The sequence below is a fragment of the Accumulibacter sp. genome, assembly GCF_036625195.1.
Classification (GTDB): Bacteria; Pseudomonadota; Gammaproteobacteria; order Burkholderiales; family Rhodocyclaceae; genus Accumulibacter.
On the sequence record NZ_JAZKUG010000001.1, the window covers coordinates 2893074 to 2919005 of the forward strand.

The following is a 25932-nucleotide window of genomic DNA, read 5'->3' on the forward strand; positions in this document are numbered from 1 at the left end:
CTCCCGTTCAGGCGAAGAGGTCGATGGCGGCGGCCGGCGCATCGCCAGTCGTCGCCGCGACCCCGGCATAGGCAGCGACCGTCGCCGCGCCGGCCGGCCTGCTGTCGGCTGCCGCCGCGGTGCCGGCCGTCCCGTCGCGCCGTAGCGCCAGTTCCATGCTCGCCTGCATCGCCATCCGCGTCGCCATGGCCGCGACCTGCCGATCCTGCGGCGAGGGGTCCGCCGGGGCCAGTGCCGCAGCGCGGATGCGCGCCGCCTTGTCAAGGGTCTCCTCGGGGCTGCGCCCGGGTGAGGTGTCGATGGCGACCTCGCCGCCGACGGCGTAGCGTTGGCCGTCGGGCCCGATGGCGTAGCTGAAGCTGGCGCCGCTGCGCACCAGACTGCCGCCGGCGGCGACATGCGCCATCTCGTGCGCGCGCACCTGGCGGTCGCTCCGTTGCAGGCTCTGCAGGCGCTGGCGGTCGGCCTCGGAGAGCTGGCCTTTCTCCTGCCCGCCGGCGGCAGCAACCGGCGGCCCGTCGGCCGTCGCTTCGCCCGCTGGCGCGCCATCGGCCGCAGCCACGCCGGCACCGGTGCGCGCCGGCAGCGGGCGGGTCGGGAACGACGGCGCGGTCGAGACCGCCGATGACAGGGAAGCGATCATGCGGGATTCAGATTTGGCCGGACGAGAAGCGAAGTATAGGCGGTCTGTGCTGCGCTTGCGCGGCGACAGGCTGTGCGGGCAGGCGGATTCCGCACGCCGGGCGGGCCCGGATCACCCGCCGTTTGTCGCTTCGCTCGCCCGAGTATAAGATTGCTTGTCTTGTAGAAGAAAACTTCCATGCCAGAAGCTGTCCTCGTTTCCTGGATCGGCCGTACCGACTTGCGAGCGGCGGCCGGCGAGATGGCAGTCGGCATGGGACCCCTCGCGCAGGCTGTGCTGGCATCGGACTACCAGCAGATTCTCCTGCTCAGTGATTTCCCGTCCGAGCAGGCCGAGCCCTTCGTCGGCTGGTTGAGGGCGCAGACTGCGGCGAAGATTCGCTTGCGCTGCGTCAAGCTGACCTCGCCGATCGATTTTGGCGAGATCTATCAGCGTGCCGTCGAGGCTCTGGAGGACCTGGACTGCCGCCAGATCGCCCTCACTTTCCACCTGAGTCCAGGGACGCCGGCGATGGCCTCCGTCTGGATCCTGCTGGCGAAAACGACCCATCCGGCACGGCTGATCCAGTCGTCTCCAGAAGCCGGGGTTGCGGAAGCTGAAGTCCCGTTCGCGATAGCGGCCGAGTTCATCCCCCGCTTGTTGCGGCAATCCGATCAGCGACTGAGCTTGCTGGCTCAGGGCGCACCGGACGAGGCGGCCGAGTTCGCAGCGATCATCCACCGCAGCCCAGCCATGGTGCGGGTCATTGCGCTGGCAAGACGCGTCGCGGTTCGCTCGATTCCGGTACTGATCGAAGGCGAGAGCGGTACCGGCAAGGAGTTGGTGGCGCGTGCCATCCACCAGGCGAGCCCACGCGCGGCCAGAGCGTTCATCACGGTCAATTGCGGCGCGATCCCGCCGGAACTGGTCGAGTCCGAGTTTTTCGGTCATCGCCGCGGTGCATTCACCAGCGCCGTCAGCGACCGCAAGGGTCACTTCGAGCGCGCCGACGGCGGCACGCTGTTCCTCGACGAAATCGGTGAGTTGCCGAAGGCGATCCAGGTCAAGCTGCTGCGTAGCCTGCAGGAAAGCGAAGTCACTCCGGTCGGGTCCAGTGAAGCCAGGAGGGTCGACGTCCGCGTCGTCGCCGCGACCAACCGCGAACTGCTCAGCGAGGTCGCAGCCGGCACTTTCCGTGAGGACCTCTTCTATCGCCTGGCGGTGGCGATCATCCGGCTGCCCCCGCTGCGCGAGCGCGCCGGCGACCTGTCGCTGCTGATCGACGCGCTTCTGCAACAGCTCAACGTTGCCGTCAGCGAACTGGGCGTGCAGCACAAGAAATTATCTGCCAGCGCAAGAAATCTTCTGCTGCAGCATCCCTGGCCGGGCAATGTTCGCGAGCTGCTCAACACGCTGCAGCGCGCCGCCGTCTGGTCCGACGACGAGACCATTGGCCTGGATGCGATCAGTGACGCACTTCTGCTCTCGCCGCGGACGCGGTACGGTGAGCACGAGATTCTCAATCGCCCGCTCGAGTCGGGCGTCGAGCTGGAGGCGCTGATGGGACAGGTCGCACGCCATTACATCGAACGGGCGCTGGCCCACACCCGCAACAACAAGACACAGGCTGCCAGACTGCTGGGTTTCGGCAACTACCAGACCTTCACCAACTGGATGAACCGCTATGACGTCGGGCATGTTGAGCAGTGACCCGGTCGCGGCGGTATTGCCCTGGCACGCTCGTTGCTAGTGGAGCTACGTGGGAGATTTTCAGCACGGCCAGTCTGAGAGCAGTTTGACCGTGTCTTCAACATTGGCCGACAAGGATTCGAAATGCGCATCACCGCGATAGAAATTGAGAACTTCAAGGGCATCTCCGAGCGGGTGCGCGTGGACCTGAAACCCATCACGCTACTGTTCGGTGCCAACAGCGCCGGCAAGAGCACGATCCTGCATGCGCTGCTGTACATGAAGGATGTGCTCGATCGGCGGAATCTGGATGCGGTCAGGACGCCGGTTTCGGGACGGGCTCTGGATTTGGGCGGGTTCCGTAGGTTTGTTCATGGACAGGAGCTCGGTCGGACCATCCGGATTGGTGTGCATCTCGAAGTGACGGGTGAGGAATTGCCGCCTATGGATTCCGGTTACAAGGTGGACGACACTGTGATCTACTCAACGGAATCGGAAATACGTGACGGGGAGTTCCGTCAGGCCCAGTCGGACGTGCTCCGTTCTGTGCGCTCGGCATCAGTCGAGATTGAAGTGTGCTGGGACGAGAACGAGCAGTCTCCTGTCGCCTTTGCCTACACCGTGGGGCTCAACGGTGCCGATCTAATGCGCATCGAACGTGCCAGCGGCATCCTGAAAATTGCCAAGTTCAACAAGTTGAATCCCGCAGTTCGGCGACTTCTTCCTGAGGAGGTGATAGAAGGTAACAGACGACGTTATCAGAAAGACAAAGAACTTTTCGAGGAGCTGAAAGTCAGTCTTAGTCCTTGTGAACCGGACGCATACGAGAGCCTGCTCGACAGCATCCTCCCAAGCTTTGTTGACAAAGGCCCCCACATGGGCCTGAAGAACTGGTTCAACCGACTTGACCCGATTCCAACATTCGACAAGCGAGAGACCTTGGAGCTTCCCGCAGTCGACTGGGAGAACATGCACTGCTGGGACGACATGCAGTGGGGCCGCGATGCCATGGAGATCGCGAACGAATGGGCTTGGGAGGGTACCTCATTCCTCGCGAAATTGATCATTGGTCCGGGAAAACTCGTGCGCGACTGGCTCAAAAATCTGCGTTATATTGGCCCGTTGCGAGCTCGACCGCCGCGCAAGGGCATTCCATCGGACGAACTGAGCGACTGGTCCGAAGGACTTGCTGCGTGGAAGGCGCTGGAAGACGACGCCACTTCGCTGAACGTGGTAGAGGAGGTGAGTCGGTGGCTTGCCGGCAAGGAGCAACTGAACTCCGGATACAAGCTGGAAAGGAAGCATCTGGCGCAAGTAGATGCCAAAGTCTTTCGTCAGATCGTCGAGGGTGATCTCGATAGGGCGCAACTCCGTGACCTGCTCAAGGAGTCTCTGAAGAATATCGAGATGAAGATCGTCGAAACGCGATCCGGGCTCCGACTCGACCCCTCCGATGTCGGGGTCGGCATCTCGCAGGTGCTGCCCATCGTTGTTGGCGCACTGGTCCCTGGCGGGAGCGTGGTTGCCATCGAACAACCGGAGCTTCATATTCACCCGGCCATGCAGGTGGCACTTGGCGATCTGTTCATCGAAGGGGTCAAGACGCGGGAGATGGGCTTTCTCATCGAAACGCACAGCGAACACCTGATGCTTCGTCTCTTGCGGCGAATCCGTGAAACCAGCGACGGCGAATTGCTGCTTGGCTTGCCGGAGGTAAAACCGGAGGACGTCAGCGTCCTCTATGTGGACAAGGACGAGGGCGGTATGCGCATTTCATCGCTGCCGATTGACGACAGCGGTGAATTCACTGAACGCTGGCCGAGAGGCTTCTTCGTGGAGCGTAGCGAGGAGTTGTTCTGATGCTGAAGGAATTCGCTCTGGAGCCTGAGGCCGTCGCCACCTGGGCCAGCTTCAAGGACTTGATCGAGAAGTTCGGGGTGTCGAAGGGAAGGGTGATTGCTGCGTTTCCTCGGAAGTGGCGCCAAGCGGTTCTGCGAGCCGCCCAGGAACAGGCGCGGGATGTGGAACGTGCGCGGATTGAGGAAAAATTGCGCCGGTTGGAAGGGCTGGTTCTGCTCAATCGGGAGCGTCCGAGCGGTGATGGCGCTTTGCCATGGCTGGATCGTGTACTGATGGAACATGGCCGTCTACCGTTTGACGGAATCATTGTTCGGGAGCGGCAGAACGCTCACCCCAAGGTACTGACCACCGACGAGGTAGACGACGATCCCCCGCTGTTCCAAGCCACGGGACAGAAGCATATCCGTCGCACGGCGGACGAGATCGTCGATTGCGTGGCGTTGCTGGTTTCCTGCGCCCACACCATCAAACTGGTAGACCCGCATTTCAAACCGAACGAGTTGCGCTGGAAGCGACCCCTGATGCACTTGCTCAAGCTGTTGCGCGAAAGCGGCCGAAAAGGCGTGTCCATCGAAGTGCATCGCGCCAACAGCGCCCTGCCCGGCAACATCCGCAGCTATTTCGAACGTGCGATCCCCCAAATGTTGCCCCGTGGGGTGTGTTTGAGCGTGCACCTGCATCCCGAGCAGGCCCTACACAACCGTTTCATCCTGACAGAACGCGGCGGTGCCTCGTATCAAACTGGCCTGGATGACAACAAGGAAGGCAGATCAACCGATGAGGACTTGGTGACACTGTTGGAACCTGCCACTTTTGAACGCGAGTGGAGGGCCTATCCGTCGTCCGACCACCCCTTCCTTTCCTACCCACCGAGCAACTGAACTCTTACGCAAGGTAACACATGGCGCAGATCAACCCCACCCAACTGAAGCGGCGCCTGCTGCTCGATCAATCCGAGAAAGTGATGAGGCGCCGCATCGCAACCAGCGATGCCCCTTTTCTGGGTCTGTTTGGGCAGGTGTTCGATGAATGCCCGGACATGCGGCAGGCGGTGGCCGAAGAGATTCGGGGCAATCCATCTTGCCACGGTTACTGCCACTTCTTGGTCGTTCAGGGCAATGCCAGCCGATGCGGCGCGATGATCCGACGATCCCCTGCTTTCAGGCCGAGTGCAACTCCTCCCGGATCACTCGTCGCAGCGTCTCTTCGATCGTGCTTTTCTGCATCGCTTGGCGCAGGGCGGCGTTGATCAGGGTCTGGTAACCACGTCCTCCCGCCTGCTGCTTGAACCACGCCAGCACATCCGGATCGAGCGTGATGTTGATCTTTTGCTTCTTCATCGCTGTGGTCTGCAAATCGACACGGTGCACGGCCAGTGCGAAGTCTTCGGGCGACCAGACGGGCGCTTCATCGAAATCGTCAGAGGCTGGCAAAGTAGTATTCCCGTTCATGGCGCTCCGCCCTTCGCATCGAAATGACCTGGATCGTGTCTTCGGCTTCGGTGTGCGCGATCACCACCACCTCGACTCCCAACAGCCCCACCGTGGAGAACCGTGCCTCCCCGTAGGGGAAGCGAGCATCGGGGCGCGTCAGGGTATGCCCCGCGAACACCCGTGACGCGTCAGCGAAATCAAGCCGATGCTTCTTCAGGTTGGCCTGTCGCTTCGCATCGCTCCAAGTGAAGTTCATGCGTCAGTATAGGCCATTGTCTCCATTGCCAGGGTGGTCACGCTCTTGCCGCTTTGCGGTGGGCAGGACGCTTCTCGCGGCGGCGCTGCCCACGGCGGCTGTTTTCAGGATCCGTCCGGGGGAGTATGCTTCGCCCCCATGCTGCTGTGGTTGGCGCAGTGGCTTCCCGCGACAGCGAAAGGCGCTTCATGAACCTCGAGAAGGTGGTCTTCGGTTTCTTCATCGTGCTGGCGGCGACGCTGAACTTCGGTTTCTTCATCGGCGACATCGACCAGCCGAGACACCACCACATCTACGAGCTGTTCGCGGCGATCGTCGTCAACCTGATCGCGACGGTGCTGAAGTTCGGTGACCGCACGCAGATCGGCGCGGTGCACCTGTCGACCAGCCTGGTGGCCGACCTGCAACTGGTCGCGGCGGCGGTCGTCTGGGCGATCGCGGTGCATGTCACCGGCGAGGGGATGTCTCCCGACGTCACCACCAGCGTCGTCTCGTTGAGCGGCGGCGCGCTGTTCGCCAACGTCGTCTCGGTCATCCTGCTGATCGTCGAAACGGTGATGCTGCGCCGCTGACGCGCGCGCGACGCAGACCGGATGAACGCCAGCGTCTTCTTTCTCGCCCTGCGGCGGATGCGCGCGCCGCTGATCGTGCTGATCGTCATCTACGCGGTGTCGACGCTGGGTCTGACGCTGATTCCCGGAGTCGATGCCGACGGCCGGCCGACACCGCCAATGAGTTTCTTCCACGCCTTCTATTTCGTCAGCTACACGGCGAGCACGATCGGTTTCGGCGAACTGCCGGGTGCCTTTTCCGAGGCGCAGCGGATGTGGGTGACGGCGGTCATCTTCCTCTCGGTGATCGGCTGGTCGTATTCGATCATCAGCCTGCTGACGCTGGTGCAGGACCGGGGATTCCAGCAGGTCCTGCTCAGCGGGCGCTTCGTGCGCCGCGTGCGGCATCTCGGCGAGCCGTTCTACATTCTTTGCGGCTGTGGCGAGACCGGCCTGTTGATCGCGCGCGCGCTTGACCGCGACGGCATCCGCGTCGTCGCCATCGAGCACAGCGAGGCGCGCATGCAGGAACTCGAACTCGAGGACTTCGCCGCTGACCTGCTTGTTCTCGGCGCCGACGCGGCGCAGCCACAGAACCTGCTGCTCGCCGGCCTGCAGCACCGCAGTTGCCGCGGCGTGCTGGCGGTGACCGACGACGATGGCGTCAACCTGGCGGTGGCGATCGCCAGCCGGCTGATCAACCCGCGGCTGATGGTCGTTGCCCGCGTCGCCAGCCCGTCCGTCGAACGGAACATGATGTCCTTCGGCACGCACTACGTGGTCAATCACTTCGAAAAGTTCGCCGATCACCTGGCAGAGGCGATTCACTCACCGAACTGGTACCGGCTGGTCGACATCCTGACCGGTCTGGCCGGGCAGAAAGTGCCGGAGCGGCACGATCCGCCGGCCGGGGAGTGGGTGGTCTGCGGCTACGGCCACTTCGGCCAGGCGGTGGTGCGCAACCTGGAGCGGCAGGGGGTCAGCCTGACGGTCATCTCGCCCGAGGCCGAACTGCCGATCGCCGCCCGGCACGTCGTCGGCCTCGGTACCGAGGCGGAGCCGCTGCGCGCAGCCGGAGTCGAGAGCGCGGTGGGGATCGTCGCCGCCGGCGACAACGACACCAACAACCTGTCGATCGCCATCACGGCGAAGGAGATCAACCCCGACCTGTTCGTCGTCGTGCGCCAGAACCGGGTCGCGAACCAGGTGCTGTTCGACGCCTACGACGCCGACTTCACGATGGTTCCGTCGCGCATCGTCGCGCGCGAGTGTCTCGCCCTGATCACTTCGCCGCTGCTCAGCCGCTTCCTGCAACTCATTCGTGCCTGGCCGGAGGAGCGCGCGGCACTGGTCGTCGCTCGGCTGGAAGATCTCTGCAGCGGACGCGTGCCGCTGATCTGGGGTGTCCGGCTGAACGCCGCCGACGCGCCGGCCGCGCACCGCCTGCTGATGATCGAGCAGGGATCGATTCCCCTCGGCACCCTGCGCCGCGATCCGGCCGCCCATCAGGAGGCGTTGCCCTTGCTGCCGCTGCTGCTCGTTCGCGACGGCCGCGATCATGAACTTCCGGCCGACGAGCTGATGCTGCAGCCGGGCGACGATCTGCTCTTCGCCGGCACACGCGCCGCCAAGATGGCGCAGAACCTCGCGCTCGACAACCGCAACGTGCTCGACTACGTGCTCACCGGGCGCGATGCTCCGGGCTGGTTGTGGCGGGCGCTGGGCCTGGCGGGCCAGTCGCCGCAGGATGCCGGCCGTGGCTGACGCGGCAGCGCCGGCGCCGGCCGTTGCCGGGGCGCAGCGGCGTCTCGTCGGTTGCGCGTGCATCGCCGCTTCGGCGGCGGGATTCGGCGCCATGCCGATTCTCGCCAAGCTGGCGTACGCCGAGGGTGTCGACCTGCCGAGCATGCTGTTCCTGCGCTTTGCCATCGCCGGCCTGCTGATGGCGGTGCTGATGCGCCTGCGTCGCCTGCGCTGGCCGCACGGCCGTACCCTGCTGCTGCTGCTGGCGATGGGCGGTCTTGGTTACGTCGGGCAGTCGTTCTGCTATTTTGCCGCGCTGCAACACGCGACGGCGGGGCTGACCGCCCTGCTGCTCTACCTCTATCCGGCGATTGTCACCGTCCTCGCCGCCGTCCTCGCACGCCGACGGCTGTCGTTGCTGCGCCTGCTCGCCGTCGCGGCGGCGCTGCTCGGCACCGGTCTGGCGATCGGCGGCAGCCTCGCCGGCAGCCCGCTCGGCATCCTGCTCGGTGTCGCGGCGGCGATGATCTACTCGATCTACATCCTGGTCGGCGAGCGGGTGACGCCGCTCGCCGGAGCGATGCCTTCGTCGACGGTGATCATGCTGGCTGCCGCGGCCGTCTTCGGCCTGATCGTCTGCTGGCAGGGGCCGGCCTTTCCGGCTTCGCCGGTCGCCTGGGCGGCGATCGGCGGCATTGCCCTGTTGTCGACGGTGGTCGCGATGATCACCTTCTTTGCCGGCATGGAACGTCTCGGCGCCGCCGATGCGGCGACACTGTCGACGCTCGAACCGCTGGTCACCGTCGTCCTGGCGGGGGTCTTCCTCGGCGAGCAGATCGGTGGCTGGCAGCTTGCCGGCGGTACGATCATCCTGGCGGCGGTGATCGTCCTGGCGCGTTCGCAGCCGGCGGCGTCGTAGTCACGCGGCGCTGACGAACGGCAGGAAGGAAAGCAGTTCGTCGATGACCGCCTGCGGTGCCTCGTTCATCATCGCGTGTCCGCAATCGGCGATCTCGACGTAGCGGACCTGGTGCAGCACCGCCTGCAGCGGTGGCAGGTTGCGCCGCGGCGTCATCCGGTCGCGGCGGGCAGCAAGCAGCAGCGTCGGGCAGCGCACGCGTGCCGCGGCTGCCAGCCCGTGCGCATAGTCGTTGCAGTTGGCGAGGTCGATGGCGAGAACGCCGTGCGGGCTGCGGCGCATGATCGCCAGGTTCACCCCGGGTCCCCAGATGCCGTGGCCGCCGCCACCATGCAGCTGGAAGCGCGGTGTCAGCGAATACTCGGTCATCAAACGGTAGACGCTGTCGGGGGCGCTGGCGGCGCGGCCGAGCAGCGCGTCGGCGACCGGCATCGGCACCGACGTGCCGAGCAGCGCGAGGCCGCTGCAATGCTGCGGGTGGCGGGCGGCGCCTTCGAGGGCGATGAGCGAGCCCATCGAGTGACCGACCAGCACGGCCCGTTCGACACCGGCCGCGTCGAGCAGTGCCGGCAACCAGTCGGCAAGCGCCTCGATGCTGGCCAGCGGTGGGCCGCCGGAGCGGCCGTGACCGGGCAGGTCGGGGGCCAGCACGCGGCAGCCGGCAGCGGCGAGGCCGGCTGCCACCCGCTGCCACGCGTCGCCGTCGTTGGCGGCGCCGTGGATCAGCAGCAGCGGTGGCGAGTGCGAGTCGCCGCGCTGCCACGGTTGGCCGCCGGTGCCCAGATGGCAGCGGTGGCCGGCGACCACGAGTTCCATGTCGTGCCTGCGACGGCTCGCGGACGCTGCCGGCTCAGGCGAGGACGTCGGGCTGCAGCAGGTGCTCGAGGGCGACGATGCGGTCCTTGAGCAGCAGCTTGCGTTTCTTGAGCCGCCGGACCAGGAGGTCGTCCGCTGGCGGGTTGAGCATCAGGTGGTCGATGACCTGATCGAGATCGTGATGCTCGACCTGGAGTTCGCGCAGGCTGGCGCGGGTTTCGGTGATCTGTTCTTCGGTCAGCATGGTCGGCGATATCCCTCGGATCGTGTTGTGGCTAGCCGAGCAGGGCCTGCAGCGCCCACAGGGCGAGCATGCCGAGAACGACGGTTGACAGGGTGCTGCGCGTCCGCCAGGCAATCAGGGCCGCCAGCGCGGCGGCCGCGATGCGTGCCGGGTCGGGGACAATGTTAGGCGCGCCAACGGCAAAAAACAACGGCGGCGCGATGATCGCCGCCATCACCGCCGCCGGCACGAAGCGCAGGGCCTGCTGCAGCCAGCCGGCGAGTTCGAACCGGGCGAGCAGGGCGAGCGGTGCGAAGCGCAGGAAGAAAGTGATGAGGCCGATGGCGATGATCATCGACCAGACGAAGAACTCGCCACCCGGCGCGGAGGTGGTTGCGCTCAGCGGTCGCTCCCGAGTTTCTCCGCCGCCACCCCGGCAGCGACCCCGAGCAGTGCCGCGACGATCAGGTTGAGCTGCAACGGCACCACGAGCAGGACTGCGGCGCTGCCGCCGGTGACGGCGGCGAGGACCATGGCGCGACCGGTGAGCAGCGGCACCAGCATGGCGATGAAGGTGAGCGGCACGATGAAGTCGAGCGACCAGCTCGGTGGCACCAGGCTGCCGAGCAGGATGCCGGCGATCGTCGCCAGCTGCCAGCAGACCCAGGTCGCGCCGGCGAGTCCGAGGTAGAACCAGTGCAGGTGCGGTTGTCGCGGGTCGGCGCTGCGCCGCAGGATGGTCAGGGCGAATGCCTGGTCGGTGAGCAGGTAGGCGATGGCTGCCTGCCATTGGCGGCTGAGGCCGCCGAAGTGCCGCGACAGCGAGGCGCCGTACATCAGGAAGCGCAGGTTGATGATCGTCGCGGTGGCGAGGATGACCAGCAGCGGCGCGCCGCCGGCGAAGAGCTGTGTGCTCGCGATCTGTGCCGAGCCGGCGAAGATGACCCAGCTCATCGCCAAGGCCTGGCCGGTCGTCAGTCCTGCGTTGCTGGCCGCGGCGCCGCAGACGAGGCCGAAGGGGAGGATGCTCATGCTCATCGGAACGAAGGCGCGCAGACCGTCGATAAACTCTGCGCGCTCGCCTGGGACTTGCGGCACGGGGTGCTTTTGCGAATAGAATAGAGGTTGAAATTGTAACCCTGAGAGAGAGCCGGAAGGAGGCAGATGGTCCATCACATTATCGTTTCGTTTGGGCGGGAGCGAGAGTACGAGTACAGGTTCTCGCACACCGAACTGGCGGCAGGCTCTCCGGAAGAAGCGCGGCGATGGTTCGACAAGGAGTTCGCCGATCTCGAATGCGAGCCCAGCAACCCGATGGGCAAGGTGTTGATCATCGACAAGATCCTCAATGTCGCCCGTTATGGTGGCGAACATCGTTTCATTGAAGGCAAGGACTGGGCGACCCGCTTTGCCCGCTACACCGCCCTGGCGCTCGGTCGCGATACCGTCCGCATCGATGTCGAGGCGTTCAACATCGGTTACTGAACAGCCCTGGGTGGGCGGCGCGGCGCAGGTTGCAAGGCTTGCGCCGTTTGTTTTTTCCCCGGCCGGCGGGGCTCGGCGCCCGTTTGCCAGTCTGCCCGACCGGGGGCCTGCCGCCGCGGCGGTCGGCACTTGCTGGGGTGACAGGCGATGAACAAGGCTTTCGTCCGCGAGGCGACGGGCGATGAGAACGATGAGGACGATGAGGAGTCGCTCGATCCGGCGCTTCGGCTGCCGCAGGGTACGCGCAACTACATCACGCCCGCCGGGCACGCGCGCATCCGCACTGAACTCGATCACCTGCTGCGCAGCGAGCGACCGCAGGTGGTCGGCGTCGTGCAGTGGGCAGCCGCCAACGGGGATCGCTCGGAAAACGCCGACTACATCTACGGCAAGCGACGGCTGCGCGAGATCGACCGGCGAATCCGCTTCCTGACCCGGCGCCTCGACCTGGCGGAGATCGTCGACCCGGCGCGGCGCGAGAACACCGGCCAGGTCTTCTTCGGTGCGGTGGTCACCATCTGCGACGAACAGGGGACGGAGAACACCTACCAGATCGTCGGGGTCGACGAGACCGACCTGGCGCGCGGACGGATCAGCTGGGTTTCACCTTTGGCGCGCGCGTTGCTCAAGTCGCGTGCCGGCGATGTCGTGCGCTTCCAGAGTCCGGCCGGGTGGCGCGAGGTCGATGTCGTTGCGGTCGATTACCCGGGCGACGAGGCCTGAGCGGCCGGGAACGGATCGTCGCCAGCGGCCGGCGCGCAGGCCGCGCCGGCGCCCCGGCCGGGTGGCGCGGCGCGGGCTTGAAATGGTGGCGATCGTCCCCACTTGCTGCTCCATCGTCCGCGGCGCAAGCCTTGCGCCTTTTCGTCTTTCGCCAACGTCATTCACGGAGTCCTCGCATGGGTGCACAGAAGGAAACACTGGGCTTTCAGGCCGAAGTCAGGCAGCTTCTCAACCTGATGATCCACTCGCTGTACAGCAACAAGGAAATCTTCCTGCGCGAGCTGATTTCGAACGCTTCCGACGCCTGCGACCGGCTGCGCTTCGAAGCCCTCAACAATGCCGCCCTCTACGGCGATGATGGCGAGCTGAAGATCCGCGTCTCCTTCGACAAGGAGGCGCGCACGCTGAGCATAGCCGACAACGGCATCGGGCTGTCGCGTGAGGAAGCGATCGAGCACCTGGGAACGATCGCCAAGTCGGGGACGCGCGAGTTCTTCTCGGCGCTGACCGGCGACCAGGCCAAGGATGCCCACCTCATCGGCCAGTTCGGCGTCGGTTTCTACTCGTCGTACATCGTCGCCGACAAGGTGACCGTGCTGTCGCGCCGTGCCGGTCTCGAAGCCGCTCAGGCGGTGCGCTGGGAATCATCGGGCGAGGGCGACTTCACGGTCGAGATGGTCGAGCGTGCGCAACGCGGTACCGAGGTGATCCTGCACCTGCGCGAGGGCGAGGACGAATTCCTCTCGAGCTGGAAGTTGCGCGAGATCCTGCGCAAGTACTCGGATCACATCACGCTGCCGATCCTGATGAAGAAGGAGCGCTGGGACGAGGAGCAGAAGGCGCAGGTGTCGACCGACGAGGACGAAACGGTCAATCAGGCATCGGCACTCTGGAGCCGCCCGAAGTCGGAAATCAGCGATGAACAGTACAACGAGTTCTACAAACACGTCGCGCATGATTTCGAGGATCCGCTGGCGCACGTCCATGCACGGGTCGAAGGCAAGCAGGAGTATACGCAACTCCTCTACATCCCGTCGCGGGCGCCGTTCGACCTCTTCGAGCGAACCGCTCGGCACGGCATCAAGCTCTATGTCCGGCGCGTCTTCATCATGGACGACGCCGAGCAGCTGATGCCGCTGTACCTGCGTTTCGTGCGCGGGGTGGTCGACTCGAACGACCTGCCGTTGAACGTCTCGCGCGAGATCCTGCAGCAGTCACGCGACATCGAGACGATTCGCGGCGGTTGCGTCAAGCGCGTCCTCGGTCTGCTCGAGAGCCTTGCCGACAGCGAGGACGAGGTGGCGAAGGAGAAGTACGTCAAGTTCTGGAAGGAGTTCGGCCGGGTTCTCAAGGAGGGTGTCGGCGAGGACTTCGCGAACAAGGAACGGATCGCCAAGCTCCTGCGTTTCGCCTCGACGCAGGCCGATACCGACGAGGAATGCGTTTCGCTGGCCGATTACGTGGCGCGCATGAAGGATGGGCAGGAGAAGATCTACTACGTCACGGCGGAAACCTTCACGGCCGCGAAGAACAGCCCGCATCTCGAGATTTTCCGCAAGAAGGGGATCGAGGTGCTGCTGCTGTCGGATCGCGTCGATGAGTGGGTGACCGGCCACCTCACCGAGTTCGATGGCAAGCCACTGCAATCGGTCGCCAAGGGTGGCCTCGACCTCGGCAAGCTCGAGGACGTGGCGGAAAAAGAGGAGGCGGAAAAGGCTGCCGACGAGTACAAGGAACTGATCGACAAGGTGAAGGCAACGCTCGGCGAGAAGGTGAAGGACGTGCGCGTCACGCATCGCCTGACCGATTCGCCATCCTGCCTGGTTGCCGACCAGCATGATCTCGGTGGCAACCTGCAGCGCATCCTCAAGGCGGCCGGGCAGCAGGCGCCGGCGAGCAGGCCGATCCTCGAAATCAATCCGAAGCACCCGGCGGTGCAACGGCTGAAGTACGAGGAGGCGCGTTTCGACGACTGGGCCAACCTGCTGCTCGAGCAGGCGACGCTGGCAGAGGGTGGCTCGCTCGATGACCCGGCCGGCTTCGTCAGGCGCATCAACGACCTGATGCTGGCGCTGTCGCTCGCCGGCGGGCGCTGATGGCGGCCGGCAGGCCGGAGTTGCTGTCCGGCTTGCCGCCGATCATCGATGCCGGCGTGCGGACGCTGATTCTCGGCAGCTTTCCCTCACCGGCATCGCTCGCCGCCGCGCACTACTACGCGCACCGGCAGAACCAGTTCTGGCGTCTGCTCGAAGTGCTGCTGGACGAGCCGCTTTGCGTCCTCGACTACGCCGGCAAGCAGCAATGTCTGTTGCGGCACCGCATCGGCCTCTGGGACGTCTATCGCGAGTGCCGGCGTCGCGGCGCGCTGGATGCCGCCATCGAGTCGGCGGTCGCCAACGACTTCTCGCGTCTGCCGGAGGTGGCACCGCAACTGCGCTGCGTCTGCTTCAATGGCCAGACCGCAGGCCGTTTCGCGGCCAGGTTCCGCGAGCAGGGCTATGCCACTCAGGTCCTGCCGTCGACCAGCCCGGCGCATACGCTGGCGTTCGCCGACAAGCTGGCGGCTTGGCGGGCTGCGTTGGCCGATTCCCGGGCGGTCGCCTGAGCGGCAGCGCGCGGCCTGCCGGCGTCGCACGGCCGCCGCTCGCCGGCCGGCCGTGCGACCGCCCGGGGGCGTGTGCTACGGAGCGGGTGGCGCCAGTGCCTCGCGCAGGCACTGCCGGTGCTCGGGGCCGATCTGGTCGCGGCACAGTTCGCGCGCCTTCTGGTGGCGCTGGCAGCGTGCCGGGTCGGCCGCCTGGCCGCAATCGACGGGCGGTGTCCGCTCCTGGACGCAGCGCTTGAAGTCGGGGCCGCTACGCTCGCGGCAGGCGGCGTAGGCCTGCTTGCGCGCCTCGCATTGCTGCGGGACGCGGGCGCGCGCGCAGTCGATCTGCTGCGCCTGTTGATGCATGCACTGCTGGCGCTCGCTGCCGGTCTTGTCGCGGCAGGCGGCGCGAACCTGCTCGTGCGCGGCTTGGCGCGCCGTGCACTGGGCGGGGTCGGCCGCCTTGCTGCACTCGGCCGGGCGGCCCATGCCGCGGCCGCCACCCGGCGTTCCCGGCCCCATCCCGCCGGGGGCGGTCTGCCCGACGGCCGGCAGGGTGAAGAGAGTGCTGGCAATGGCGAGGATGATCAGGGAACTGGCGTGCATCGCTTCCTCCACGGGTCTGGTTGACGGTGGCCGGCACGCGGCCCGGTCGACCGGTTGCGCGTGTGGCCGCGGCAGGGGTGCATCATACCCCCGTCGCGGCGCGACCATTGAGTCGCGATGGTGCTCTCCGGTATAGTGTCCATACCCCTCCCCGGAAACCCGCACATGCTGCAGGCAACGGTCAACGCCGTTCATGAACATCGTCTGACACTGGCCGAGGTGCTTGGCTGGCTCGTCGCCGACGGTCTCGTCACCTCGACGGATGCCGACAACCTGCTCAAGGAGAGCCGGCTCAAGCGACTGGCGGCGCACCCGCTGGTGATCATCGGCGACCAGAAATGGAAATCGCAGCTCGAACCGTACCGCCCGCTGACCCTCGACGATCTCGGCGAGTGGCTGGCGCGCCGCGTCGGTCTCGAGTACTACCACATCGATCCGCTGAAGGTCGATTTCACCGCCGTGACCGAGGTGATGTCGAGTGCCTACGCGACACGTTTCGGCGTCCTGCCGGTGGCCGTGACGACCCGGGAAGTGCTGGTGGCGACGACCGAGCCTTTCCTGCGCGACTGGGAAAAGGAGATCCGCGCGATCAGCAAGAAGGAGATCAGTCGCGTCCTCGCCAGTCCGGTCGACGTCGCGCGCTACCTGGTCGAGTTCTACAACCTCGCGCGCTCGGTCAAGAAGGCGGCGCAGCTCGGCGGCCCTGCCGGCAACCTGTCCTCGTTCGAGCAGCTGGTCGAGCTGGGCCGCACCAATCGGCAGTTCGACGCCAACGACCAGCACATCGTCAACATCGTCGACTGGCTGTGGCAGTACGCATTCGAGCAGCGCGCCAGCGACATCCACATCGAGCCACGGCGGGAAGCCGGCATCGTTCGCTTCCGCATCGACGGCGTCCTGCACCAGGTGTACCAGATCCCGATGAGCGTCCTGGCGGCGATGATCAATCGCGTCAAGATCCTCGGACGCATGGACGTCGTCGAGAAGCGCCGCCCGCAGGACGGACGCATCAAGACGCGCACCGCCGACGGCCAGGAGGCCGAACTGCGCCTGTCCACCCTGCCGACGGCCTTTGGCGAGAAGCTGGTGATGCGCATCTTCGATCCCGAGGTGCTGGTGCGGGGTTTTGCCGAGCTGGGATTCTCGGATGACGACCAGGAGCGCTGGAAGGCGATGGCCGAGAGGCCGAACGGCATCATCCTGGTCACCGGGCCGACCGGATCGGGAAAAACGACGACGCTCTACTCGACGCTGAAACAGCTGGCGACGCCGGCGGTCAACGTCTGCACGATCGAGGATCCGATCGAGATGGTCGAGCCTGCCTTCAACCAGATGCAGGTGCAGAACGTCATCGACCTCGGTTTCGCGCAGGGCGTACGCGCCCTGATGCGGCAGGACCCGGACATCATCATGATCGGCGAAATCCGTGACCTGGAGACTGCCGAAGTGGCGATCCAGGCGGCGCTGACCGGTCATCTGGTGCTGTCGACGCTGCATACCAACGATGCGCCGTCGGCGATCACGCGCCTGCTCGACCTCGGCCTGCCGTCCTACCTGCTCGGTGCGACGGTGCTCGGAGTGATGGCGCAGCGTCTGGTGCGCATCCTCTGTCCGCATTGCAAGCAGGTGCATCCGGCCAGCCCGGTCGAGGAGGCGATGTGGGATCAGCTGGTCGCGCCGTGGAAGTCGAACCGCCCGTCGCGCTTCTACCGCCCCGTCGGCTGCCTCGATTGCCGGATGACCGGCTACCTCGGCCGCGTCGGGCTGTACGAGATCCTCATGCTGTCGCCCGAGGTCAAACAGGCGATCAGCGAGAACAAGGACATTGCCAGGATTCGCGACCTGGCGTTTCGCGAGGGGATGAAGCCCCTGCGCATTTCGGGAGCGATGAAGGTGGCAGCCGGGGTGACGACGCTGGCGGAAGTCTTCAAGGTGGCGCCACCGATCGAACAGAAATGAACTGTGGCGCCTGTCTCTGCCTGGTGTCGACAGGATGGGCCTCAAGTCGCAGGGTTGCCGGGCCGTAGCTGGAAGCATGGACCGGCAGTCGGCGTAGAGCGGATGCCGGGTCGTTGCCGTGAATGAGTCCTCGGGGCAGTTGCGTGTATGGAGAACCGTTGGTTGTGGCGACAAGGTGGCGGCAAGCGCTCGCTTGAGCGGTGTCGGGACGAGTGCGCGGTGGCTCTGGCAGTGGAGATGAGCGGATGCGCAACCCGCTGAGCGACGATCCGGACCTCTTTCCCAACCTGCTGCAGGCCGATGCAGACGAGCCTGCGCCGGCTGCCGGTCGCCCCTGGAAAGTCCTCGTCGCGGACGACGAGGCGGACGTGCACGCGGTGCTGCGCCTCGCCTTGCTCGACGTGGTGATCGAAGGTCGCGGTTTGCAGGTGCTCGATGCCTTCTCGGCGGAGGAGGCGAAGGCGGTCCTGGCGGCCCATCCAGACATCGCCCTGATCCTGCTGGACGTGGTGATGGAGTCGGGCCGGGCGGGCCTCGACCTCGTCCGTCACGTTCGCGAGCAACTGGCCAACCGGACCGTACAGATCGTCCTGGTCACTGGCCAGCCGGGCCATGCCCCGCAGCGCGAAGTGATCAGCGGGTACGAGATCGACGGTTATCGGTTGAAGTCGGAACTGCACGGCAACCAGATCTTCGCCCAGGTCCACTCGGCGCTGCGCACTTACCGCCTGGTGCGGGAACAGGAGCAGTTGCAGCAAGACCTGGAGTTGAAGGTGCGGCAGCTCGATGCGGCGGTGGCCGCCTTGCGTGAGAGTCAGGCCAACTTCATCAGGGCGCAGTCGGTGGCCCACGTCGGCAGTTGGAATTATGAGCTGGCAAGCGACGAGATGCATCTGTCGGCGGAAACCTGTCGCATCTTCGGTCTTCCGGAAGGCACGGTGGGCAACTACCGCGGGTATCTGGAAATCGTCTGCAGTGAGGATCGTGCATCGCTCGAGGCGGCGTGGCGGCACTTCCTGCGCCTCGGCGGGGCGTTCGAGCACGAGCATCGCATCCGCGTCGGCAACACGGTCCGCTACGTCCGGCAGCGTGCCGACCTGACCTTTGGTGCCGATGGCAAGCCGTTGCGCAGCCTGGGGACGACGCAGGACATCACCGAGCGCAAGCAGGCCGAAGTGGAGCTCAGACGCTCGAATGCCGAACTCGAGCAGTTCAGCTACGCCATCTCGCACGACCTGCGGCAACCCCTGCGGATGATTGCCAGCTACCTGCAGCTGCTTGGTACCAGTCTCGCCGACCGGCTGAACGATGAACAGAGCGCGTACTTCGGCTTTGCCATCGACGGTGCCAAGCGCATGGACCGGATGCTGGTGGCGCTGCTCGAATACTCGCGGGTCGGTCGCCTCGGTGAACCGCCGGCGTGGATCGAAAGCCGGGTCGTACTCGATGAAGCTCTGCTGTTTCTGCAGCCGACGATTGCCGAGGCCGCTGCCAAGATCGACATCTGCGGTGAATGGCCGCGCGTCTTCGTTCGGCCGGACGAGATGCTGCGGCTGTTGCAGAACCTGATCGCGAACGCGGTCAAGTTTCGCTTCCCAGGACGAAGGCCGGAGATCGCGGTGATCAGCCGGCCCGCCGGCGCGGAATGGAATCTGGTGGTTGCCGACAACGGTGTCGGCATCGCACCGGCACAGCTGGGCCGCCTTTTTCAGGTCTTTCAGCGGCTGCACAGCCGTGCCACCTTCGAAGGAAGCGGCGTCGGTCTGGCACTCTGTCGCAAGATTGCCGAGCACCACGGGGGACGCATCTGGGCGGAGTCCGACGGTGACGGCAGTGGTAGTCGATTCTGCGTCACGCTGCCGATGCCAGGGGGAGCCGCATGACGGTCGCAGCCGCGTCCTCGGTCGGCGAGCGCGCAAGTACAGGCGCCGGCAACAGCCTGGGCTGTCGGCCACGGCTCGTCGGATTGCTGGCTTTCGTGCTGGCGGGCGCACTGGCTGGCGGGCTGATCTGGCGCCAGGAACAGCAGCGGCAGCGCGAAGCCCGGATCCAGGCGGCCGGCGTAGCCGCCGAACGGTCGCGCGACATCCAGAGCAGCGTCGAGCGGACGTTCGCGGCAACCTATGCCCTGGCCGCCATCCTGCAACCGGGAAGGGAAAGCACCGCGGCTTTCACGCCAATGGGCGAGCGGTTGCTGCGCCATTTTCCCGGCGTCTCCGCGCTGCAACTGGCGCCGGCCGGAGTGGTGCGGCAGGTCGTTCCGCTGGCTGGCAACGAGGGCATGATCGGGTTCAGTCTACTGCATGATCCGGATCTCGGCAGACCGGCGCGACAGAGCCGCAACGGGGGCATACCGCTGCTGGCCGGACCCATCAAGCTGGAGGGCGGTGGTTTCGAGGTCGCTGCGCTGTTGCCGATCGTCGGCGATGACCCGGCCCATGGCCGTGCATTCTGGGGCTTTGCCGTCGCCCGGATCGCTTTTCCGGAGCTGCTGCGTGAGAGCGGTCTCGACGATCTGGAAGCACAGGGTTACGCCTATCAGTTGTTCCGTCGCGACCCCGAGACGCGCGAGAAGGAGCTCTTAGCGGCTTCTGCGCGGGCGAACCTGGTCGACCCGGTGGAGAAGGAACTGGTGGTGGCCAACGTGCCCTGGAGCCTGAGCGTGGCGCCGCTCGCCGGCTGGTCGGATGTCAGCGGACTTCTGTTGCAGGCGGCTGTGGGCCTGCTTTTCTGCCTCGTGCTGGCGTGGCAGGCGGCATGGCAGGCGAGGCTGATCGCCGCCGCGCGAGCGCACGAACGGACGCTGGAACTGCGCGTTGCGCAACGGACTGCCGACTTGCAGCGCTTCGCCGAAGTCACTGCGCACCACCTGCAGGAGCCGGCCCGGCGCGTCGCAACCTATGCGGGTCGCCTGCGTGGCCAGCTCAGCGGGCGCGTCGACGACCCCGAGGCGCAGCTGTCGCTCGACTTCATTGGCCAGCAGGCGGAGAGGTTGCAGGAACTGCTGCGGGATGCCGAACTCTACCTGTCGGCTGACCAGCCGCGCGGGCAGCTCGAGTGCTGTGCCGTCGAACCGGTACTGCAGGCCTTGCTGACGCAGCTTGCCGGGCCGATTGCCGAGGCCGGTGCCCGGCTCAATTTCCGCCAGTTGCCGCCTGTCCTGATCGACCTGCCGCGGCTCAGCGACCTGTTTCGCGTCGCGATCGAGAATGCCCTGCAGCATGGCCGCGGTACGCAGGCGCTGCGCATCGACATTTCCGGCGAGCGCCGTGGCGAGTGGGTCGTCTACCACGTCAGCGACAATGGCCCCGGCGTCGAGGAGGCGTATCGTGGGCGCGTCTTCCGCGTGTTCGAACGATTGTCGTCGAGCGGCGAGGGAACGGGTGTCGGGCTGGCGATCGTCCGTCGCGTTGCCGAGAGCTGCGGCGGCCAGGCGTGGATCGAGGAGGCGCCGGGTGGCGGCTGCCGACTGGCGCTGCAGCTGCCGGCGGCCGAGCCGCCGACAGGCGTCGGTGGTGCGACATGAGCGGCCCCTTGGCGACGGCGACGGGCGCGACCGGCGCGAGTGACGGCCGGGGTGTGCGGATGCTGATCCTGCTCGTCGAGGACGAGCCGGCGGACGCCCATCTGTTGCGTGTCGCGCTGCGTGAAAGCCGGGTCGAGGCGGAGGTCGAGCATGTCGTCGATGGACGCGAGGCGCTTGAGTATCTGCGCCGGCAGGGGGGTCGCTACCTGTCGGCGAGACGCCCTGACCTGATCCTGCTCGACCTCAACATGCCGCGCATGGATGGACGGGAGTTCCTCACCGAGATCAAGGATGATCACTCGCTGCGCAGTATTCCGGTCGTCGTCCTGAGCACCTCGGCAGTCGAACGGGACGTGCTTGCCACCCGTCGTCTCGGCGCCGCTGGTTACATCGTCAAGACCGCCGATGTCGGCGTGTTCATCGACGATATCCGGCGGCTCGGCGAGCACTGGTCACGGGAGGCATTGCTGGCGCACAATGGCAACAAGGTCACCACGGCGGTCTATGGCATGGAGAAGAGGAAATGAGCGAGTCGACGCCGCAAGTCTCGATCCTGGTGGTCGAGGATGACGCAGGCGACTTTGGCCTGATCCAGGCGAGCATCCGCCGCGCCGGTTTGCTCCGCCTCGGCGACCGCGAGCCGCTGGCATGGGCGTCGACGCTGGTCGATGGCGTGCGCATGGCGACGGCCGCCAGACCCGATGTCGTCCTGCTCGACCTCTCGCTGCCCGATTCGGCTGGGATCGCGACGGTGCAGATGATGCGCTCGGTGGTGCCCGACGTACCGATCATCGTCCTCACCGGGGCCGACGACCATCAGTTGGCGGCGGCGGCTCTGGAGGCCGGCGCGCAGGATTACCTGGTCAAGGGACAGTTCGAACATGACGGGCTTGGGCGTGCGATCCGGCATGCCGTCGTGCGCCAGAAGCTCGAGTCACGCCTGCGCCTGTTCGAGGCGGCGCTGAACTCCGCCGCCAACGGCATCGTCATCACCGATGTCGATGCGACGGTGGTGTGGGCCAACCCGGCGTTCACCCGGATGACCGGCATCAGCCTGGCAGACGCCGTGGGAACCAGGCCGAGCGAAATGCTCAACGCCGGCCAGCAGGACCAAGAGTTCTATCAGCGCATGTGGGAGACGATTCTCGACGGACGGGTCTGGAGCGGCGAGCTCGTCAACCGGCGCAAGGACGGCAGCCTCTATGACGAAGCGCTGACGATCTCGCCGGTGACCGACATCAACGGCCGCATCCAGCACTTCGTCGCCATCAAGCAGGACATCTCTGAGCGCAAGGCAAGCGAGGAGCGCGTCCAGCACCTCGCCCACCATGATCAGCTCACCGATCTGCCGAATCGCGCGCTGCTCAGCGATCGCCTGGCGCAGGCGCTGGCGCAGGTGCGCCGGGACCGGGCGACGCTTGCCCTGATGTTCCTCGATCTCGACCAGTTCAAGCCGGTCAATGACACGCTCGGGCACGACGTCGGCGACCTGTTGCTGCAGGAGGTGGCCCTGCGCCTGAAATCCTGTGTGCCGCGCGAAACGGATACCGTGGCGCGTCTCGGTGGCGACGAGTTCGTGATCCTGCTGGCGCAGCTCGAACGGGCGATGGATGCCGTTCTGGTCGCCAACAAGGTACTGGCGGCACTCAGGCGGCCCTTCCTGATCGGTCCGCACGCGATCGCCATCTCGGTCAGCATCGGCATCACCGTCTACCCGCAGCACGGCGAGGACGTCGGCCAGTTGCTGAAGAATGCCGATACGGCGATGTATTACGCGAAGAAGGCCGGGCGCAACTGCTACCGGTTCTTCCGGGTAGTGACCGAAGCTGCGGGAGCCTGACGCGTGGCAGTCAGCAAATCGGCGAGCCGTGCAGAAGAGAACCGCTCGCCCGCGCCGGCGACCGCCCCTGTCGGTGGTGACGATGATCAGCCGCTGTACTGGGCGCCGTCGATCGCCTTCCTGAAATATACGGGCTGGGCGATCCTGCTCACGGCCTGCGGAGTGCTTGCAACCATTCTGCTGCTGATTCCGGAGCAGCCTCTGCGCTCGCTCGGACCGGCTGCCTTGATCGTCGTCGCGGCTGCGACGCTGCGCTTTCTCGCGGTCGGGAACCTGCGCGCTTCCCTCGCCGTCCTCGTCTGGGGCACCTGGCTTGCTGTCGTCGGCATCACCCTGTCCTATGGCGGCTTGCGTGGCTCGCTGGTGATCCTCTATCCGCTTCTGATCATCACCGGTGGCTGGCTTCTAGGAGGGTGGGCAGCGCTCGCTCTGGCCACCTTGACCGGCGTGTTGGTCAGTGCCTTGCTGCTGGCTGAGCTGCTGCACTGGTTGCCACCTCAGCCACCGACGCCGGCAATGATGCTTGCCCTGATCCAGCTGGCGGCGATCGTCGTCGCGCTGCTGCTGATCCGCTTCCTCCGCCGCGCGTACCAGAGGCGGATCGCCGACGTGCGGCGCCTCGGCCAGGATCTCGAGCAACGCAGCGCCGAACTGCTGGCGAACGCCGCCGAACTGCGTCGGGCACAGCGGGTGGCGCATGTCGGCAGCTGGATCTACGACTTGTCGAGCGGCACGATTCGCCTGTCGGCAGAGGCCTGTCGCATCTTTGGCGTGCCGGAGGGCTCGACCGGTAGCTTGGCCGGGTTCATGAAGCTGGTACATCCGGATGATCGTGGCAGCCTGCAGCAGTACACCGAGGCGGCACTTCGTGGGGAGCCCTTCGACAGCGAGTTGCGCATCATCACCGACGGCGGCGTGCGCTGGGTGGCGCAGCGGGCGGAAGTAGAGTTTGGCGCGGATGGCCGGGCGGTGCGCAGCCTCGGGACGACCCAGGACATCACCGAGAGGAAGGAGCTGGAAGCATCGCTGCGTGAGCAGAAGGAGTTCTTTCAGCTGATTTCGGAGAGCATCGGCGAGCACATCGCCGTCCTCGACCTGCAGGGGCGCCGGCTCTACAACAGTCCTTCGTACCGGCAGTTCTTTGGTGACACCAGCGAACTTCCCGGCACCGACTCCTTTGCCGACATCCATCCCGACGACAGGGAGCGGGTGCAGGAGGTCTTTCGCCAGACGGTGCGCAGCGGTGCCGGGCAGGCGATCGAGTACCGGCTGCTGCGGCGGGATGGCGGCGTCAGGCACATGCACTCCGTCGGCCGGGTGATCCGGGATCAGCAGGGGCAGCCACGACGCATCGTCGTCGTGTCACATGACATCACCGATCGTCGCCAGGCCGAGCAGTGGGAGCGGATCGCCGCTACCGCATTCGAGTCGGAGCAGGGGATGTTCATCACCGACGCCGACGGGATCATCCTGCGCGTCAACCAGGCCTTCACCACCATCACCGGCTACAGTGCCGCCGAAGCAGTCGGGCAGACGCCCAGACTCCTGCGTTCGGGCCGTCACGACGCGCTCTTCTACGCGGCCATGCGCGAGAGTCTGGCGCGTACCGGCGCCTGGCAGGGCGAGATCTGGAACCGGCGCAAGAATGACGAGATCTATCCCGAGTGGCTGACGATTTCGGCGGTTAACGACAGCCACGGCCGGGTCACCCATTACGTCTCGATGCTCACCGACATCACACTGCGCAAGGCGACGCAGGAGGAGATCAAGCAACTCGCCTTCTACGATGCGCTGACCAGCCTGCCGAACCGGCGCCTGTTGCATGACCGCCTGCGCATCGCCATGGCGGCAAGCGCGCGTCGGAATCGACAGGGCGCCCTGCTGTTCATCGACCTCGACAACTTCAAGACGCTCAACGACACGCTCGGCCACCAAAAGGGGGACCTCCTGCTGCAGCAGGTTGCCCGCCGGCTGAGCGACTGTGTGCGGGAACGCGATACCGTTGCCCGTCTGGGGGGCGACGAGTTCGTGGTCATGCTAGAGGACCTCGGAGCGCGGAAGGAGGATGCGGCAAGCCAGTGCCGGATCGTTGGCGAAAAGATCCTCGCCGTTCTCAACCGGCCGTACGATCTCGGCGAGCACGAGTACCACAACACGCCGAGTGTCGGCGTGACGCTCTTCGACGGACAACAGGATGACATCGACGAACTGATGAAGAGGGCCGATCTGGCGATGTACGAGGCCAAGGCGATGGGACGCAACACCCTGCGCTTCTTCGATCCCCGGATGCAGGCGGTGGTCAGCGCACGCGCTGCACTCGAGCGGGATCTGCGGCAGGCGCTGCAGGCGGGCGAGTTCTTCCTCTGTTATCAGCCGCAGGTCGGCCTGGATGGCCGGCTGCTCGGCGCCGAGGCGCTGCTGCGCTGGCAACACGCGCAGCGCGGCCTGGTCTCGCCGGGCGAGTTCATCCCCATCGCCGAAGAAACCGGGTTGATCCTTCCTCTGGGCCAGTGGGTCCTGCAGACCGCCTGTGCTCAGATCGCAGTCTGGTCGGCAAGGGCAGGCCTGTCGCAATTTTCGCTTTCGGTCAACGTCAGCGCACGCCAGTTGCGGCAGCCGAACTTCGTCGACCAGGTGCTGGCCGCTCTCGACGCGGCTGGTGCCAGTCCCCGCAACCTCAAGTTGGAACTCACCGAGAGCATGCTGCTCGACAACGTGCAGGACATCATCGCCAAGATGGCTGCGTTGAAGGCGCGCGGAGTCGGCTTCTCGCTCGACGACTTCGGCACCGGCTACTCGTCGCTGTCGTACCTCAAGCGGTTGCCGCTCGACCAGTTGAAGATCGACCAGTCATTCGTCCGCGATCTGCTCAGCGACGCCAATGACGAGGCGATCGCACGCACGGTCGTCGCGCTGGCGCACAGCCTCGGCCTGGAGGTGATCGCCGAGGGTGTCGAGACGGTCGCCCAGCGCGACGTCCTGGCGGGGCACGGCTGTCACGCCTATCAAGGCTATCTGTTCAGCCGGCCGTTGCCGCTGGCCGACTTCGAGGCCTTCCTCGAGCGCCACTGATCCGGTACCCTGCTGCGGGCGT

At 65.8% G+C, this 25932-nt stretch carries 24 protein-coding genes; 16 read left to right on the top strand and 8 right to left on the bottom strand.

What is annotated here, in order from left to right; all coding sequences use genetic code 11:
- Positions 1-7: 7 nt before the first annotated feature.
- Complete coding sequence (locus V5B60_RS12895) at positions 8-643, bottom strand: putative metalloprotease CJM1_0395 family protein (protein ID WP_332347434.1); 636 nt, start codon at positions 641-643, stop codon at positions 8-10.
- A 177-nt stretch (positions 644-820) separates the two neighbouring features.
- Here V5B60_RS12895 and V5B60_RS12900 point away from each other — a divergent pair, with 177 nt between their 5' ends.
- From V5B60_RS12900 to V5B60_RS12910, 3 genes are all read left to right on the top strand, one after another.
- Entirely contained in the window at positions 821-2332 is a 1512-nt protein-coding gene (locus tag V5B60_RS12900) for a sigma 54-interacting transcriptional regulator (protein WP_332347436.1), read from the top strand.
- A 123-nt stretch (positions 2333-2455) separates the two neighbouring features.
- Positions 2456-4171: an AAA family ATPase gene (locus V5B60_RS12905; RefSeq protein ID WP_332347437.1), complete on the top strand. Its 1716-nt coding sequence runs from the start codon at positions 2456-2458 to the stop codon at positions 4169-4171.
- Entirely contained in the window at positions 4171-5052 is an 882-nt protein-coding gene (locus tag V5B60_RS12910; RefSeq protein ID WP_034942133.1) for a hypothetical protein, read from the top strand. Before V5B60_RS12905 ends, V5B60_RS12910 begins: the two co-directional genes overlap by 1 nt.
- Positions 5053-5331: 279 nt before the next feature.
- Here V5B60_RS12910 and V5B60_RS12915 read toward each other — a convergent pair whose 3' ends face one another.
- Positions 5332-5622, bottom strand: coding sequence for a BrnA antitoxin family protein (locus tag V5B60_RS12915; protein WP_332347441.1), 291 nt, complete (start codon positions 5620-5622; stop codon positions 5332-5334).
- Positions 5591-5860 (bottom strand): BrnT family toxin, encoded by a 270-nt coding sequence (locus tag V5B60_RS12920; RefSeq protein WP_332347444.1) that lies wholly within the window; start codon positions 5858-5860, stop codon positions 5591-5593. Before V5B60_RS12920 ends, V5B60_RS12915 begins: the two co-directional genes overlap by 32 nt.
- Positions 5861-6048: 188 nt before the next feature.
- Here V5B60_RS12920 and V5B60_RS12925 point away from each other — a divergent pair, with 188 nt between their 5' ends.
- From V5B60_RS12925 to V5B60_RS12935, 3 genes are read left to right on the top strand one after another with little or no spacing between them, the layout of a single operon-like run.
- On the top strand, positions 6049-6432 hold the full coding sequence (locus tag V5B60_RS12925; protein WP_332347446.1) for a DUF6394 family protein: 384 nt from the start codon (positions 6049-6051) through the stop codon (positions 6430-6432).
- 21 nt (positions 6433-6453) lie between these two features.
- Entirely contained in the window at positions 6454-8175 is a 1722-nt protein-coding gene (locus tag V5B60_RS12930; protein ID WP_332347447.1) for a potassium channel family protein, read from the top strand.
- Positions 8159-9073, top strand: a complete 915-nt coding sequence (locus V5B60_RS12935) for a DMT family transporter (RefSeq protein ID WP_434735330.1) — start codon at positions 8159-8161, stop codon at positions 9071-9073. The genes V5B60_RS12930 and V5B60_RS12935 overlap by 17 nt, the downstream gene beginning before the upstream one ends.
- On the opposite strand, the gene V5B60_RS12940 is transcribed toward V5B60_RS12935, so the two are convergent.
- Genes V5B60_RS12940 through V5B60_RS12955 form a run of 4 tightly spaced genes read right to left on the bottom strand, consistent with a single transcriptional unit; the run spans position 9074 to position 11210 of the window.
- Positions 9074-9889, bottom strand: coding sequence for an alpha/beta fold hydrolase (locus tag V5B60_RS12940; RefSeq protein WP_332347449.1), 816 nt, complete (start codon positions 9887-9889; stop codon positions 9074-9076).
- 34 nt (positions 9890-9923) lie between these two features.
- Positions 9924-10133 carry a DUF465 domain-containing protein gene (locus V5B60_RS12945; protein WP_332347450.1) on the bottom strand — a complete coding sequence of 70 codons (210 nt, stop codon included), beginning with the start codon at positions 10131-10133 and terminating at the stop codon, positions 9924-9926.
- Positions 10134-10164: 31 nt separating this feature from the next.
- Complete coding sequence (locus V5B60_RS12950; RefSeq protein WP_332347451.1) at positions 10165-10467, bottom strand: AzlD domain-containing protein; 303 nt, start codon at positions 10465-10467, stop codon at positions 10165-10167.
- Positions 10468-10511: 44 nt separating this feature from the next.
- Positions 10512-11210, bottom strand: a complete 699-nt coding sequence (locus tag V5B60_RS12955) for an AzlC family ABC transporter permease (protein WP_332347452.1) — start codon at positions 11208-11210, stop codon at positions 10512-10514.
- A 66-nt stretch (positions 11211-11276) separates the two neighbouring features.
- Here V5B60_RS12955 and V5B60_RS12960 point away from each other — a divergent pair, with 66 nt between their 5' ends.
- The 4 genes from V5B60_RS12960 to V5B60_RS12975 all read left to right on the top strand — a co-directional run bounded on the left by V5B60_RS12960 (position 11277) and on the right by V5B60_RS12975 (position 14925).
- Positions 11277-11597, top strand: coding sequence for a hypothetical protein (locus V5B60_RS12960; protein WP_332347453.1), 321 nt, complete (start codon positions 11277-11279; stop codon positions 11595-11597).
- 147 nt (positions 11598-11744) lie between these two features.
- Positions 11745-12320: a transcription elongation factor GreB gene (greB, locus tag V5B60_RS12965; protein WP_332347454.1), complete on the top strand. Its 576-nt coding sequence runs from the start codon at positions 11745-11747 to the stop codon at positions 12318-12320.
- A gap of 176 nt (positions 12321-12496) precedes the next feature.
- The gene (htpG, locus tag V5B60_RS12970) at positions 12497-14416 is read left to right on the top strand and encodes a molecular chaperone HtpG (RefSeq protein WP_332347455.1); all 1920 of its coding nucleotides are present in this window, start codon (positions 12497-12499) and stop codon (positions 14414-14416) included.
- Positions 14416-14925, top strand: coding sequence for a DNA-deoxyinosine glycosylase (locus tag V5B60_RS12975; RefSeq protein ID WP_332347456.1), 510 nt, complete (start codon positions 14416-14418; stop codon positions 14923-14925). The genes htpG and V5B60_RS12975 overlap by 1 nt, the downstream gene beginning before the upstream one ends.
- Positions 14926-15000: 75 nt before the next feature.
- Here V5B60_RS12975 and V5B60_RS12980 read toward each other — a convergent pair whose 3' ends face one another.
- Positions 15001-15513 carry a hypothetical protein gene (locus V5B60_RS12980; RefSeq protein ID WP_332347457.1) on the bottom strand — a complete coding sequence of 171 codons (513 nt, stop codon included), beginning with the start codon at positions 15511-15513 and terminating at the stop codon, positions 15001-15003.
- Positions 15514-15678: 165 nt separating this feature from the next.
- On the opposite strand from V5B60_RS12980, the gene V5B60_RS12985 reads away from it, so the two are divergent.
- The 6 genes from V5B60_RS12985 to V5B60_RS13010 all read left to right on the top strand — a co-directional run bounded on the left by V5B60_RS12985 (position 15679) and on the right by V5B60_RS13010 (position 25910).
- Positions 15679-17472 (top strand): GspE/PulE family protein, encoded by a 1794-nt coding sequence (locus tag V5B60_RS12985; RefSeq protein ID WP_332347458.1) that lies wholly within the window; start codon positions 15679-15681, stop codon positions 17470-17472.
- A 245-nt stretch (positions 17473-17717) separates the two neighbouring features.
- The gene (locus tag V5B60_RS12990) at positions 17718-19355 is read left to right on the top strand and encodes a sensor histidine kinase (protein ID WP_332347459.1); all 1638 of its coding nucleotides are present in this window, start codon (positions 17718-17720) and stop codon (positions 19353-19355) included.
- Entirely contained in the window at positions 19352-20998 is a 1647-nt protein-coding gene (locus V5B60_RS12995; RefSeq protein WP_332347460.1) for a sensor histidine kinase, read from the top strand. Before V5B60_RS12990 ends, V5B60_RS12995 begins: the two co-directional genes overlap by 4 nt.
- Entirely contained in the window at positions 20995-21525 is a 531-nt protein-coding gene (locus tag V5B60_RS13000; protein WP_332347461.1) for a response regulator, read from the top strand. The genes V5B60_RS12995 and V5B60_RS13000 overlap by 4 nt, the downstream gene beginning before the upstream one ends.
- Positions 21522-22838, top strand: a complete 1317-nt coding sequence (locus V5B60_RS13005; protein WP_332347462.1) for a diguanylate cyclase domain-containing protein — start codon at positions 21522-21524, stop codon at positions 22836-22838. The genes V5B60_RS13000 and V5B60_RS13005 overlap by 4 nt, the downstream gene beginning before the upstream one ends.
- A gap of 3 nt (positions 22839-22841) precedes the next feature.
- On the top strand, positions 22842-25910 hold the full coding sequence (locus V5B60_RS13010; protein WP_332347463.1) for a sensor domain-containing protein: 3069 nt from the start codon (positions 22842-22844) through the stop codon (positions 25908-25910).
- Positions 25911-25932 lie beyond the last annotated feature (22 nt).

Excerpts from the sequence above, each read along its gene's own strand:
- V5B60_RS12950 (WP_332347451.1), bottom strand. The coding sequence starts at position 10,467 with ATGATCATCGCCATCGGCCTCATCACTTTCTTCCTGCGCTTCGCACCG.
- V5B60_RS12895 (WP_332347434.1), bottom strand. The coding sequence starts at position 643 with ATGATCGCTTCCCTGTCATCGGCGGTCTCGACCGCGCCGTCGTTCCCG.
- V5B60_RS12910 (WP_034942133.1), top strand. The coding sequence starts at position 4,171 with ATGCTGAAGGAATTCGCTCTGGAGCCTGAGGCCGTCGCCACCTGGGCC.
- V5B60_RS12915 (WP_332347441.1), bottom strand. The coding sequence starts at position 5,622 with ATGAACGGGAATACTACTTTGCCAGCCTCTGACGATTTCGATGAAGCG.
- V5B60_RS12935 (WP_434735330.1), top strand. The coding sequence starts at position 8,159 with ATGCCGGCCGTGGCTGACGCGGCAGCGCCGGCGCCGGCCGTTGCCGGG.
- V5B60_RS12995 (WP_332347460.1), top strand. The coding sequence starts at position 19,352 with ATGACGGTCGCAGCCGCGTCCTCGGTCGGCGAGCGCGCAAGTACAGGC.
- V5B60_RS12985 (WP_332347458.1), top strand. The coding sequence starts at position 15,679 with ATGCTGCAGGCAACGGTCAACGCCGTTCATGAACATCGTCTGACACTG.
- V5B60_RS12960 (WP_332347453.1), top strand. The coding sequence starts at position 11,277 with ATGGTCCATCACATTATCGTTTCGTTTGGGCGGGAGCGAGAGTACGAG.
- V5B60_RS12945 (WP_332347450.1), bottom strand. The coding sequence starts at position 10,133 with ATGCTGACCGAAGAACAGATCACCGAAACCCGCGCCAGCCTGCGCGAA.
- htpG (WP_332347455.1), top strand. The coding sequence starts at position 12,497 with ATGGGTGCACAGAAGGAAACACTGGGCTTTCAGGCCGAAGTCAGGCAG.
- V5B60_RS12920 (WP_332347444.1), bottom strand. The coding sequence starts at position 5,860 with ATGAACTTCACTTGGAGCGATGCGAAGCGACAGGCCAACCTGAAGAAG.
- V5B60_RS12990 (WP_332347459.1), top strand. The coding sequence starts at position 17,718 with ATGCGCAACCCGCTGAGCGACGATCCGGACCTCTTTCCCAACCTGCTG.
- V5B60_RS12905 (WP_332347437.1), top strand. The coding sequence starts at position 2,456 with ATGCGCATCACCGCGATAGAAATTGAGAACTTCAAGGGCATCTCCGAG.
- V5B60_RS12975 (WP_332347456.1), top strand. The coding sequence starts at position 14,416 with ATGGCGGCCGGCAGGCCGGAGTTGCTGTCCGGCTTGCCGCCGATCATC.
- V5B60_RS12925 (WP_332347446.1), top strand. The coding sequence starts at position 6,049 with ATGAACCTCGAGAAGGTGGTCTTCGGTTTCTTCATCGTGCTGGCGGCG.
- V5B60_RS12980 (WP_332347457.1), bottom strand. The coding sequence starts at position 15,513 with ATGCACGCCAGTTCCCTGATCATCCTCGCCATTGCCAGCACTCTCTTC.
- V5B60_RS13000 (WP_332347461.1), top strand. The coding sequence starts at position 20,995 with ATGAGCGGCCCCTTGGCGACGGCGACGGGCGCGACCGGCGCGAGTGAC.
- V5B60_RS12900 (WP_332347436.1), top strand. The coding sequence starts at position 821 with ATGCCAGAAGCTGTCCTCGTTTCCTGGATCGGCCGTACCGACTTGCGA.
- V5B60_RS12940 (WP_332347449.1), bottom strand. The coding sequence starts at position 9,889 with ATGGAACTCGTGGTCGCCGGCCACCGCTGCCATCTGGGCACCGGCGGC.
- V5B60_RS13005 (WP_332347462.1), top strand. The coding sequence starts at position 21,522 with ATGAGCGAGTCGACGCCGCAAGTCTCGATCCTGGTGGTCGAGGATGAC.
- V5B60_RS12930 (WP_332347447.1), top strand. The coding sequence starts at position 6,454 with ATGAACGCCAGCGTCTTCTTTCTCGCCCTGCGGCGGATGCGCGCGCCG.
- greB (WP_332347454.1), top strand. The coding sequence starts at position 11,745 with ATGAACAAGGCTTTCGTCCGCGAGGCGACGGGCGATGAGAACGATGAG.